The organism is Fulvivirga sediminis (assembly GCF_016757215.1).
GTDB lineage: Bacteria > Bacteroidota > Bacteroidia > Cytophagales > Cyclobacteriaceae > Fulvivirga > Fulvivirga sediminis.
Genome location: NZ_JAESIY010000003.1, coordinates 444450 through 457226 on the forward strand (window position 1 = coordinate 444450; position 12777 = coordinate 457226).

Sequence of the window (12777 nt, forward strand, 5' to 3'; positions counted from 1 at the left end):
TAGGGTTGTTAATTTTAATGTTGTAACGGAAAGATGTCTGCCATTGTTATTAGCCATATTATAGATCAAAGTAACAGTTTGAATGATATGGCTTATGTGTTAGGAGCCTGTATGATAGGCTTTGATTAGGGTAATATTAACAAAACAGCGCTGTCTTTGTATATTGATTATGTTTGGCTTCTTTAGTCTTTATTAAAAATATATGCGGTACCTTCTTGTAGTTATTTTATGCTTTGGTGTTATAACCGTTATGGCGCAAGCCAAAATTTGGGTTATGGATGTAAGCTCGGGCCAACCCATATCAGATGTATTGATAAAAGGGAATGGATTCATATTAACCACCGATTCTAATGGTATGGTGCTAAGGGATATTACCACGAAAGTGAAGGTCTACTTATCGCACGTGAGTTATTATCCACAGTATTATCATATGGTTCCTGAAATGGCAGACACGCTGTATCTCACACCCAATGAATTGGCATTGAATGAAGTGGTGGTTCATGGCTTTGAAATGGAAAAGTCCCTTTTAGAACAGCCCGGAGCAATGGCGCATCTGTCTGGAGCTCAGTTGATGCGTTTTAATGAAAATTCAATGGTAGATGCTTTTAATACTGTGGCAGGGGTACGTATGGAAGAGCGAGCGCCCAATAGCTATCGCATTTCTATTAGAGGCAGCTCTTTGAGGGCTCCATTTGGAGTTAGAAATGTAAAAGTTTACTGGAATGACATACCCTACACCTCTCCTGATGGAACTACAGGGCTTAACCTGTTAGATCTTTCTAATATATCTGATGTAGATATTATTAAAGGGCCAGCTGGTAGCATATATGGTGCTGGTAATGGTGGTGTAATAAGGTTAAACAATGATTTTTCCACTTTCAATAAAGGAATGGCTACAGCCGAGTATATGATAGGAGCCTTTGGGCTTTATAAGTATAGGCTCGCCCTTCAGCAACCTTTAAAAAATGGAAGCCTGGCAGCTGCTTATGTAAAGCAAAAGTCTGATGGTTTCAGAAATCAAAGTGCATCAGAGAGAGAGGTTTTCCAATGGTCTAACCGTTGGGATTTGGATAATGATAATAGTCTGACTTTTAATTTATTATATACTGATCTGTATTATGAATTGCCTGGAGCACTTACGGCAGAGCAAGTTGAAGATGATAGAACTCAGGCTCGGCCAGGTAGTGAGGAGTTGAATGCTTCAATAAGGCAAAAGGCTTTATTTAGCGGCATGTCTTACGATTATAGCTTAGGAAAGCACTGGAAAACTACTACTAGTGGTTATATCACCACAAGCGATTTTGACGATCCATTTAATACGGATTATAAAAAGGAAACGCAGTTTGGATATGGTGGGCGCACCAGCGTTAGCTTTGAGCATACACTTGGCAAACATATGAATTTGAATTGGGTCAGTGGTGGAGAATATCAGTATAGCAAAACATCTGCAGATAATTTTGGTAATGTAGGAGGGCGGCCAGACACACTGAGATTCAGTGATGATTTGTTCGTGAAACAGTATTTCTTATTTACTCAGGCAGAAATACAGCTTCCTTATGACCTGTCTTTAACTGTGGGTATAAGTCAGAATTATCTTAATTATGATATTAATCGAAAGGCAGATATGGCTACAGGAAAGGCTTATGATAGAGAACGAAATTTTGAGCCTGTCTGGGTACCAAGGGTAGCATTACTGAAAAAAATAGGAATCAATCAGGCGCTAAGAGCTACTGTTAGTTATGGCTTTTCGCCTCCTACTATAGATGAAGTAAGAACCAATGAAGGTAGTATTAACCTTAATTTGAATGCAGAAAAAGGTACTAATTATGAAATCGGTTACAGAGGAACGTGGTGGAACTCAAGGCTTAATACAGATCTTACTTTATTCTATTTTGAGTTAGATGAAACGATTACCACATATACCAGCCCTGAAGGAGTAACGCTTTTTAGAAATGCAGGAAGAACAGACCAAAAAGGTGTAGAAGTGAGTGTTGGTTATGATATAATAAGAAAACCAGAGGATATAATTAATCTAGTGCATTTGGAGCATAGTTATACCGGACATTTCTTTAAATTTAAAGACTATTTACAGAAAGAAAATGATTACAGTGGTAATGATCTTACCGGAGTGGCTCCAAATACTTGCGTGAATACGTTAGATGTACAAACACGCATGGGAGTGTACCTAAATGTTACCCATCAGTTTACGGATGAAATACCCCTGAATGATGGTAATACGGTATATCAGGATAGTTATCATTTGCTTTCTGGAAGGTTAGGCTGGAGAAAGGCATTTTCTAACCAATGGAATTTTGAAATTTTCACTGGTATAGAGAATGGTTTGGATCAGAAATACAGCCGAGGTAATGACCTTAATCCCTACGGACAGAGATATTATCAGCCAGCTCTAGGAATTAATGGTTATGGTGGTGTGAAATTGGTGTTTACTTATTAATTGACTATGTGTAGTAATTCATTCATTTATAGTAACTTGTGATCTGAAATGCAAGATTATTTGTTATTTATCGATACCGAAACGTCAGGTATACCTCAAGATATAAACAGTAAAATATCTCAAACGGATGTTTGGCCATTTATCTTACAAGTAGCCTGGCGTGTTTATACTTCCAAAGGGGAGTTATTAAAAAGCGAGAATCATTATATCAATGAACCAGATATTATAATTGAAGAATCTTCTAAAAAGATTCATAAGATAGATTACGAATTGCTCAAGCAAAAAGGAGAGGGGAGAAAGGAGGTTATTAAAATGTTAGCCAATGATTTACGGCATTATAAACCCCTTATTGTAGGACATTTTGTAGAGTTTGACAGTAAGATGTTGCAAGTGGCATTTAATAGGGCAGGATTAAAGAATATTATAAAAGATTTACCCCATTTTTGCACCATGCGCTCTACAGGGGATTATGTTCGCTTCACCAACCGAGATTTTCCTAGTTTAGGAATATTATATGAAGGCCTCTTTAAGGAGAAACTAGTAAATATGCATGATGCCAGTGTAGATGCTGAGGCCACGGCCAAATGTTTTTTTGAATTGTATAGAAAGGGAGAGATTGATGAGGAGCTGATTGATAACCAAACTCTTTTTATAAAAGTAACGCAGGAGATACGTAAGAAATATGGATGTGGACTCCCTGTAATCATTCTTCTTATTGTAAGCTTAATAATGATGTTTTCATGAATAGAATCGAATTTCTAAAAAATACAGCACCTTTCGATACTTTACCGGAAGAGGTGCTAGAGAAAGTGGCAGATGAGCTTCAGGAAGTTGAATTTAAAGATAAGGGTATTATCTATCAGCAGCATAATACCAAAATAACCGGACTCGATTTGATTTATGAAGGCGGATATCAGGCATTCTTTTTTGATAGGCATGGCATAAAGCAACACAAGCAAAAGCTGCGTAAACACGATACTTATGGGGCTTTTTCGATATTATTGAATAAAGGGCGATCTATAAATACCGTAGAGGCTAAAGGGAAAACCAAGGTTTTGAAAGTGGCAGCATCTCTTTTTAAGGAGTTATGTAATACACATGAAGAGTTCTACCAAAATTTTCTATCTGTATTTGGAAAAGAAATGCTGGATGAAAAGTATGCGCACTATGTGATTAAACAAGAGGCGAGGGTAGAAGATGCTATTACTTATGATCGATATTTCAATCGCCGGATAGAGCAGTCCGTTATGCGCCACATTGCTAGCTGTAGTCCAGAAACACCAGCCTATGAAGCTGCAGCCATTATGGAAGAAGAGAAAATCAGTTGCCTTTTTATTCAGGATAAAGGCAAATATGTGGGGTATGTCACGGATATTATACTAAGAAATAAGATCATAGCCGATAGAAAAGCCGCTGATACTTATGTGACGGATATTATGGATACTGATATTTATACTATCACCATGGATTCTTATGTTTATGAGGCTATTCTTTTAATGTTTAAGAATAAAATCCGTTACCTGTTAGTAGAGGAGGGTGGTGAAACCAAAGGTGTGATTAGTAGAAACAAGCTTTTGGCGGATCAGGCGCAGTCTCCTTTTATATTTCTTCAGTCAGTACGGCAGGCGATCTCAGTAGAAGAGCTGCAAAATAAGTGGTCTGAAGTTCCTGAATTGGCGTATAACCTACTAACTCGGGGGGTAAAATCAGAGCTGGTAAATGAAGTAATAAGTAATGTTTCGGATACCATTGATCAGAAGGTAATAGAAGGTGTTATTGAAGAGATGGGACCACCGCCAGCAAGGTTTGTGTATATGTGCCTGGGTAGTGAAGGCAGAAAAGAACAAACCCTCAAGACGGATCAGGATAACGCGATCATTTACGAGGATAAGGCCAACGAATTTAGGGAATTGACCAGAGAGTACTTTCTGGCTTTTGCAGATAAGGTCTCTGAAAGACTCAATACTATAGGCTTTACCTATTGTAGTGGTGGACTGATGGCTAAAAACCCAAGATGGACACACTCGCTTTCTCATTGGAAGAGAAACTATGACAAATGGATAGAGGAGCCCAACCCAGAGGCAGTGATGAACTTCAGCACCTTTTTTGACTGTAGACTGATTTATGGCGATGAAGAATTGATTACTCAGCTCCAAGAGCACATTGTAAAAAAATTACATGATCCTGGTGAGTATTTCTTTGCTCAGCTGGCTAATAATGCTTTGCAGTATGAGCCACCATTGAGCTTTTTTAGAGGTATAAAGACCATTTCAAAAGGAGAGAAGAAGGTCTTTAATATAAAAAGAGCAATGACTCCACTGGTAGATCTGGTACGTGTGTATGCACTACGTTATCAAATTCTGAGAACCAATACTGGAGAAAGACTTCAAAGCTTAATGGATGAAAAGGTATTTTCTGAAAAGGATTATCATGAACTCATGCAGTCTTATTATTACCTGATGGGAATGAGGTTGAAAAATCAGGCGCATCAGATTATGTATGACAAGGAGAGCCCTGATAATTTTATTAGCCTAGATACACTAACAAAAATTGAAATAGTAACATTAAAAGAGATCTTTAAGGTGATAGAGAACTTTCAGCAAAGAATTAAGATAGTCTTTCTTAAGAAGCTCTTTGGCTAAAAAAGAATCATTAACAATTTAATAAGGTTGTTTTTTTTTACTAATAAGGAAAAATTGTTAACATAAAGGAACAAAGAGCTATTTAATTGTTAAACTTATAGTTCAATTCAACCAACAAAATTTAAACCTCCAATAATCATATTGGTATCTAAAAAATTCTATGGCGAGAACAATAATTGTATCTAATAGGCTACCGGTTAAAGTTCAACGTGATAGTAATGGCGATTTACAATACAAATCCAGCGAAGGTGGCTTGGCTACTGGGTTGGGTTCCATTTATAAAGACGGTGACAATGTATGGGTAGGTTGGCCAGGACTATACTTTAAAGATAAGAACAAAGCCCAGAAGGCAGAAGTGACCGAAAAACTCACTTCTGAAAATATGGATCCGGTTTATCTTTCCGAATCTGAGATTAAGTTATTTTATGAAGGGTTTAGTAATGAAACGTTATGGCCTACTTTTCACTACTTTAATCAATACGCTTTATATAAAAAATCTTATTACGATGCTTATAAAAAGGTTAATCAAAAGTTTTGTGATGCCGTTTTAGAGCTGGCCAATCCAGATGACACCATTTGGATACATGATTATCAGCTCATGCTCGTTCCTGATATGATCAGGCAGAAGCTTCCTGATGCCAGTATTGGATTCTTTTTACATATCCCTTTTCCTTCTTTTGAGGTATTTCGTTTATTACCATGGAGAAGAGAATTGTTAGATGGCGTATTAGGTTCGGATTTAGTAGGTTTCCATACCTATGATGACATGCGTCACTTTCTAAGTGCTGTAAGTCGCATATGCTTCATAGGGAACCAACAAGGGCAAATTACCAAAGACAGAAGAACCATTATGATCGATTCTTTCCCTATTGGGATTGATTACGATAAATATGCTAACTCTTCAGCGGCTCCGTCTACCTTAAGCAAAGAAGTGAAGTTTCGTACTTCCATGGGAGACCAGAAGTTGATGCTGTCTATAGATCGTTTAGATTACTCTAAAGGTATAGCAGCCAGGCTAGAGATTTTTGATATTTTCCTTAGCAAATATCCTGAGTATCAAAATAAGATATCACTGATTATGGTAGTGGTACCTTCTCGTGATACTGTAGAGAAATATAAAAACCTTAAAGAAGAGGTAGATCTGCTCGTAGGGCGGATCAATGGTAAGTACGGCTCTATGAACTGGACTCCTATACACTACTTCTATCGTTCATTCCCACTAGATGATCTTTCTGCTTTTTACCGAATGGCTGATGTAGCCTTAGTGACACCTATGAGAGATGGGATGAATTTGGTTTGTAAAGAGTATGTAGCCAGTAAGCTTGATAAAAAAGGAGTACTTATTTTAAGTGAAATGGCGGGGGCGTCTAAAGAGCTTTCAGAAGCACTTATAGTAAACCCTAATGATAAACATCAGGTGGTAGATGCCATCTATAAGGCCTTAACTATGCCTGTTGAAGAGCAGGAAAAGCATATGGCCTTTATGCAAAAAGCAATAAAAAAATTCGATATCCATCATTGGGTAAAACTTTTCCTTGATAGACTAAATAGTGTGAAAGAACAACAGAAAGTAATGGGCACCAAAGTGATGGATGACAGCATGGTGGAGAACATAGTTAACGAATTTAAGAGTAAAGAAAAGCGGCTCTTATTCCTTGATTATGATGGTACTCTAGTGCCTTTTAATAGCGACCCTAAAGAAGCCAAACCAGATGATGAACTGAGAAATTTATTAACTCAACTTACCGCAGACAAAAATACTAACGTGGTTATTATTAGCGGAAGGGATAAAGATACGCTTCAGGAATGGCTTGGAGAATTTGATGTGGAGTTTGTAGGTGAGCACGGGGTATGGCTCAAAATGAGAGGAGAGGATTGGAAAACCATTGACAGCCTGGATGATAGCTGGAAAGATGCTATAAGGCCTATTCTTGAAATGTATACTGATAAAACACCTCGATCATTTATTGAAGAGAAGGATTACTCTTTGGTATGGCATTACAGACAAGTAGAGACCGGTCTTGGAGAACTACGTGCCCGTGAGATTATAAGCCATTTGAAATACCTCTCTTCTAATATGAATTTAGAAGTATTGGAAGGTAATAAAGTAGTGGAAATCAAAAACCTTGAGATTAACAAAGGTAAAGCTACTAGCAGATGGGCTGACACTAAAAACAAGAACAACTTCGTTTTTGCAGTGGGTGATGACTGGACAGATGAAGATACCTTTAAGGCTATGCCCAAACATGCTTGCACTATAAAAGTAGGAGATCTGCGGTCAGCTGCTAAATATAGTGTTAAAGATCACTTTGCAGTAAGAGAATTGTTATCTCTAATGGCTAATAGTTAAACTTTACTTTTAAGTAAAATATAAAGCTTAGTAGGGAGTATCTATTACTTCTTGCTAAGCTTTTTTTATAGATACTCTCCTTATAGAAGCCATTCTTCGATATATATGAATGTAAAATTATAGGCATTCATTAGTTTTGATCTACATTTTAACATTTCAACTTTATGGTAGATCAGGAAGAGCAGTCAAATCAAGTAAAACACGAAGAACAACAATATGAGGAAATACAACTGAAGTATGTGTCTGAAATGCATAAGACAGATCTAGAGGAGTCATTTCTCTATTATCAAAAATATATGAACTTATACACTTATTTAAGAGTGACCATGTTAGGTATGGGGGTGTTGGTTCTTCTTTATAATATATTTATCGCAGGTAATAGTTATCCAATTTCTACCTATGACAATATAATGACAGGTGTAATATCTGTTTGTGGTTTAGTTGTATTTGTGCTGGTGGTGATTTCAGTGCTTGCTTTTCGCCAGCAGGGTAAAATCAGGAAGATATTAAAAGAATTTGCTGAGCAGCGTAATTTTGATTACAAGGAATTGAAGAATGAATATAACATAGTGATTAAGTCTTTATACGGAGGAACAGGTATTTAAGGCGTACTCATGATTGCTTAGAAAATAAAAAGGCCGTTCTTAATAAAATGAACGGCCTTTTTATGGTGTTTATATTCTTCTGATTTATAGAAAATTAGGCATATCTAGTTTTCTACTTATTCTATAGGCTGCATTTACTAAACCTACGTGGCTGTAAGCCTGAGGGAAATTACCCCATTGACTTCCGGTTTTAGCATCTACATCTTCACTTAATAGTCCTAGGTGATTACTATATTTAAGTAAGTTTTCAAACGTCTCAATAGCCTCATCTATTCTACCTACGCAGGTTAGCGCTTCTACATACCAGAAGGCACAGATTAGGAAAGTAGTTTCCGGCTCACCAAAGTCATCAGCGTGTTTATATCTATAGAACAAGCCTTCCTGAGATTTGAGATCTTTTTCAAGCTCTTCTAAGTGCTTCTTACATGCCTCAGGGTTGTCTTGTAGGTATCCCATCATGATCATTTGTAAGTTGCTGGCATCTAGGTTTTTACTTCCTATAGCTTGAGTGTAAACGCCTCTCATTTCATCAAAGCAAGCATCGATCTTCTCTGAAGAAAGCTTAATCACTTTATCAGCTAGTGTTTTGATCTTCTCATTATCAAACTTATCAGCTATTTTCTTTGCAGCCTTGGCTCCAGCCCAGTGGAATAAATAGGTGTAGCAATGGTACTGACTAAGCGTACGGAATTCCCATAGTCCGGCATCTGGCTCTTCCATGAGGTCTTCTATTTTTTGAAGAATATCATAAACTAGGTTCAAAGAGTCTGAGCGTTCCAGATTAATAAAGCGTTGATCTACATATAAAGGCATCAATGAGGCTAAAATTTGCCCATATACATCATTTTGTATGTGTGTATAGGCCTGATTGCCGACCCTCACTGGGGTATTTCCTTTATATCCTTTTAAGTCCAGTATGTTCTCTGTAAGCTCCCCTTCACCAGTTACGCTATAAAGTGGCTGAAACCTGTTTCTGGATTTTACAGAAATATTAACAATGTAGTTGAAGTATCTCTCTAGTTCTTCAAAGTGACCTATATTGTTAAAAGCGGTAAGTGTATAGTAAGCATCACGCATCCAGCAATACCTGTAATCCCAGTTTCTGCCGCTACCGGGTGCTTCTGGCAAACTGGTAGTACCCGCTGCTATAATAGCACCTGTATCTTCATACTGGTGGATTTTTAAAGCTAGGGCAGAGCGGTTGATTTCTTTCTGGTGAAAGTTGCTCACACTCATATTTTTAACCCATCCACGCCAGTATCTTTTAGTTTTATCTAAAAAGCTTTCGCAAGTGCTGGCAAGAGGAGCTTCTAATGGGGCTCCCCAAGTTAGAGCCATATATTTTACTTCGTTGAGTACAATGGGCCTTTCTTCTACAATGTAGGAGAGAGGAAAGTCAGTTGTTAATCGTACTTCTTTTTCAAGACCTAAGTACTCGATATGATTACTGGCCTCATACTGTGATGGTTTTAGTCTACCATAGTCACCAGTGGGCATACACTTTACCCTTACTCTTGGAGAGTTCTCCAGAGGCTCTACTTTACGTAAGAGCATAATGGGTTTGTAGTATCGGTCAAACTGCTGAAATCTGGGAGCAAAATCGGTTACTCTGTACCGTCCCTGATCGCAAGTTATTTCCGTGACTAGTATATTGGTGTTTTCCAGATAATATTGATGTGTTTCTTTTATCTCGCCTTCAGGCTTAATAGAGAACTCTCCACCATTTTCATCATCCAACATGCCGCCAAATATGAAGCTACTGTCAAATCGTGGCCAGCACATCCACTCTATATTAGTGTTTTTGTGCACATGGGCTTGAAATGAACAGTTACCTATAAGGCCATAATCATATGTATGTTTTGTCATGCTTTAATTGAAGGTTTTTTGGTTAAGTATTTAGAAACCAAGCTGCTAGCTCCTAATATAGGAGCACTTTGATTTTGTAATTGCGAAGGTAAAATCTTCACTTTTCCTTTATAGATAGGCATTAGATTAGCCTCCATATGCCTGATAGTAGGCTCAAAGATCAAATCACCCGCCAAAGAGAGGCCTCCGAAAAGGAATATAGCCTCAGGGTTAGTATGTGCTACGGTATCCGCCAGCTTGGAGCCCAGGATTTTACCAGTGTATTCGTATGCCGCTTTAGCTACGATGTCACCTCTGTGGGCTGATTCTGTAATCATCTTGGTAGATAAGTCATCAAAACTAATACCGCGCAGTTCACTGTCTTCCATGAAGTCTGCCAACAGTTTATATACTGTTCTTTTTATACCAGTAGCGGATACATAGGTTTCCAGGCATCCTTTGCGTCCACAGCCACAGTGTCTTCCGTTAGGGTTAATGGTTACGTGGCCTAGCTCGGCAGCAAAGCCATCATAGCCATATACAAGGTCGCCATTACAAACTATACCAGATCCTAATCCGGTACCTAGTGTAATGACAATGAAATCGTTCATGTCTTTTGCACCTCCGTAGATCATCTCACCCATGGCAGCTGCATTAGCATCGTTAGTAACCATTACTGGCACTTTCAAAATTTCTTTCACTCGATCTACCAAAGGCACAATACCTTTCCAGGGTAGGTTAGGGGCATGCTCTATAGTACCTCTGTAGACATTACCATTAGGAGCTCCTATACCTACAGCTAATATTTGATTATCTCCAGGCAGTTGCTCGAGACCGTTTTTTATAGCGTCAGTCAACCGTATGACAAAGTCGTTGAAGTCTGAATGTTCTTGTGTAGGAATTTTGTTTTGATATAATACTTCTCCGCTATCGGATACTATTCCATATTTGGTATTGGTGCCACCAATATCTATGCCGACAATTACTGCATTCATTTTTGGTAATGTTTGTTTATATGATAGGAGACGAGATCGTCAATAGGTTCTTTAATTATTTTTCCAATAGAAATTTCTTTGGATATAGCTACTTCTGATAATATGTCTTTGAATATATAAGAAATAGCACCGGTAAAATGCGTTTTTAGCTCTTTGTGTTTGGTGAAAGAGGTCACATATAAGTCCATGAAGAGAGAAAATCCTTTGTTAAGCATATTTATAACATACTCATCGGATTTATGTTCTTCAATAAACTTCATGTAAGAGGCTAAATATACATTGGCGTAAGGTTGCATGTAAACGCTTTCTAAGATGTCATTTTTAGTGACTTTATAAGTAGCCTCAAAGGCTGTAGAAAGGTGTTTAGGTAGTTTTTTATAGAGGTATGCATTGAGTAGCTTTTTACCGAAGTATGAGCCACCGCCTTCATCACCTAGTATATAGTCAAGGGCAGGGGTTTCCTGTCTTACTATGTCACCATCGAAATAGCATGCATTGGATCCTGTACCCAAAATACATGCTATAGAAGGAACTCCTTCATAAGTAGCGAGTGCAGAGGCTACAATATCATGATTTACATAATGGTGAGCCTTAGGTAAAGCATATGATAATGCTCTTTTCACTACTGTTTGCCGGCTTTTGCTTCCGCAGCCAGCGCTGTAGATATAAACTACTTCTATTTTTTGTGCATCTATTGAAACCTGCGGTATATTTCTGATAGTTTCAGCTATTTCTTCTTCACTATGAAAGAAGGGGTTAATACCTGAAGTACTATGCTTAAGGATCAGGCTTTCATTTTCAATGATCTGCCAGTCGCATTTAGTAGAACCGCTGATTCCAATTAGTATCATATTGCTAGGATTTTGGCCAGCTTTACTGCTTCAGGATCAACTTCATGTCTCTTATTGTCAATCTGCTCAAAATCTATGAATACTAGTTTATTATCTTTTATGCCAATCATAACATCTCTTTTTCCGTCTAGAAGTGCTTCTACAGCTCCTACTCCTAATCTGCCAGCTAAAACGCGATCAAAATATGAAGGGGCTCCACCTCTTTGAAGGTGTCCTAGTATAGTTACTTTTGTGTCATAGTAAGGAGCTTTCTTCTTCACTTGTTCTGCTATTTCCCATACGGTACCTTCTTGCCCACCTTCAGCTACAACAACTAAACTAGACTTCTTGTTTTTTTCAGCTCCAGCATCAAGCTTAACTAATAGCTCGTCTACGGTCATACTATCTTCTGGCATCATAATGGCCACAGCGCCTCCGGCAATACCACTGTTTAGGGCAATATAACCGCTATGACGGCCCATAACTTCTATGAAAAATAAACGGTTGTGAGATAGTGCAGTGTCTCTTATTTTATCTATAGCTTCTACAGCGGTATTAGTAGCCGTGTCATAACCTATAGTGTAGTCCATGCCAGGAAGGTCGTTATCGATAGTTCCAGGTAAACAAATGGTAGGAATATCATACTCCTGACCGAAATAATGCAGACCTGTAAATGTTCCATTACCTCCAATGGCGATTAGAGCGTCAATATCTCTGGATTTAAGGTTTTCGTAAGCCTTTTTTCGGCCTTCTTTAGTTTTAAATTCCTCACTTCTCGCAGACTTTAAAATAGTACCTCCTCGTTGGATGATATTACTCACCGAGCGAGCATCGAGTTTTACAATGTCATTATCGATCATACCTTCATACCCTCGATAAACTCCAAAAATATTTTTCTTATAATAAACACATGCCCGCACTACCGCGCGAATTCCGGCGTTCATTCCAGGTGCATCCCCACCTGAAGTAAATACAGCGATATTTTTGATTTCAGTACTCATGAAATATTTTATATATTAGACAGAACCAAAGTTAGTGTAATCGTAACACTTAGG

At 38.0% G+C, this 12777-nt stretch carries 9 protein-coding genes; 5 read left to right on the forward strand and 4 right to left on the reverse strand.

The window, feature by feature from the left end; translation table 11 throughout:
- The first annotated feature begins 250 nt into the window (after positions 1-250).
- The 5 genes from JL102_RS07555 to JL102_RS07575 all read left to right on the forward strand — a co-directional run bounded on the left by JL102_RS07555 (position 251) and on the right by JL102_RS07575 (position 8052).
- On the forward strand, positions 251-2455 hold the full coding sequence (locus JL102_RS07555) for a TonB-dependent receptor (protein WP_237390479.1): 2205 nt from the start codon (positions 251-253) through the stop codon (positions 2453-2455).
- 48 nt (positions 2456-2503) lie between these two features.
- Complete coding sequence (locus JL102_RS07560) at positions 2504-3199, forward strand: 3'-5' exonuclease (protein ID WP_202243669.1); 696 nt, start codon at positions 2504-2506, stop codon at positions 3197-3199.
- The gene (locus JL102_RS07565) at positions 3196-5097 is read left to right on the forward strand and encodes a DUF294 nucleotidyltransferase-like domain-containing protein (RefSeq protein ID WP_237390480.1); all 1902 of its coding nucleotides are present in this window, start codon (positions 3196-3198) and stop codon (positions 5095-5097) included. The genes JL102_RS07560 and JL102_RS07565 overlap by 4 nt, the downstream gene beginning before the upstream one ends.
- Positions 5098-5257: 160 nt before the next feature.
- Positions 5258-7447, forward strand: coding sequence for a bifunctional alpha,alpha-trehalose-phosphate synthase (UDP-forming)/trehalose-phosphatase (locus JL102_RS07570; RefSeq protein WP_202243670.1), 2190 nt, complete (start codon positions 5258-5260; stop codon positions 7445-7447).
- Positions 7448-7611: 164 nt separating this feature from the next.
- Positions 7612-8052 carry a hypothetical protein gene (locus tag JL102_RS07575; protein ID WP_202243671.1) on the forward strand — a complete coding sequence of 147 codons (441 nt, stop codon included), beginning with the start codon at positions 7612-7614 and terminating at the stop codon, positions 8050-8052.
- 84 nt (positions 8053-8136) lie between these two features.
- On the opposite strand, the gene JL102_RS07580 is transcribed toward JL102_RS07575, so the two are convergent.
- The 4 genes from JL102_RS07580 to pfkA are packed head-to-tail and all read right to left on the reverse strand — an operon-like array spanning position 8137 to position 12723.
- Complete coding sequence (locus JL102_RS07580) at positions 8137-9918, reverse strand: glycoside hydrolase family 15 protein (RefSeq protein ID WP_202243672.1); 1782 nt, start codon at positions 9916-9918, stop codon at positions 8137-8139.
- Positions 9915-10892, reverse strand: a complete 978-nt coding sequence (locus tag JL102_RS07585; RefSeq protein ID WP_202243673.1) for an ROK family protein — start codon at positions 10890-10892, stop codon at positions 9915-9917. The genes JL102_RS07580 and JL102_RS07585 overlap by 4 nt, the downstream gene beginning before the upstream one ends.
- Positions 10889-11743: an N-acetylglucosamine kinase gene (locus tag JL102_RS07590; protein ID WP_202243674.1), complete on the reverse strand. Its 855-nt coding sequence runs from the start codon at positions 11741-11743 to the stop codon at positions 10889-10891. The genes JL102_RS07585 and JL102_RS07590 overlap by 4 nt, the downstream gene beginning before the upstream one ends.
- Positions 11740-12723 (reverse strand): 6-phosphofructokinase, encoded by a 984-nt coding sequence (pfkA, locus tag JL102_RS07595; protein WP_202243680.1) that lies wholly within the window; start codon positions 12721-12723, stop codon positions 11740-11742. Before pfkA ends, JL102_RS07590 begins: the two co-directional genes overlap by 4 nt.
- Positions 12724-12777 lie beyond the last annotated feature (54 nt).

Excerpts from the sequence above, each read along its gene's own strand:
- JL102_RS07580 (WP_202243672.1), bottom strand. The coding sequence starts at position 9,918 with ATGACAAAACATACATATGATTATGGCCTTATAGGTAACTGTTCATTT.
- JL102_RS07565 (WP_237390480.1), top strand. The coding sequence starts at position 3,196 with ATGAATAGAATCGAATTTCTAAAAAATACAGCACCTTTCGATACTTTA.
- JL102_RS07570 (WP_202243670.1), top strand. The coding sequence starts at position 5,258 with ATGGCGAGAACAATAATTGTATCTAATAGGCTACCGGTTAAAGTTCAA.
- pfkA (WP_202243680.1), bottom strand. The coding sequence starts at position 12,723 with ATGAGTACTGAAATCAAAAATATCGCTGTATTTACTTCAGGTGGGGAT.
- JL102_RS07555 (WP_237390479.1), top strand. The coding sequence starts at position 251 with ATGGCGCAAGCCAAAATTTGGGTTATGGATGTAAGCTCGGGCCAACCC.
- JL102_RS07560 (WP_202243669.1), top strand. The coding sequence starts at position 2,504 with ATGCAAGATTATTTGTTATTTATCGATACCGAAACGTCAGGTATACCT.
- JL102_RS07590 (WP_202243674.1), bottom strand. The coding sequence starts at position 11,743 with ATGATACTAATTGGAATCAGCGGTTCTACTAAATGCGACTGGCAGATC.
- JL102_RS07585 (WP_202243673.1), bottom strand. The coding sequence starts at position 10,892 with ATGAATGCAGTAATTGTCGGCATAGATATTGGTGGCACCAATACCAAA.
- JL102_RS07575 (WP_202243671.1), top strand. The coding sequence starts at position 7,612 with ATGGTAGATCAGGAAGAGCAGTCAAATCAAGTAAAACACGAAGAACAA.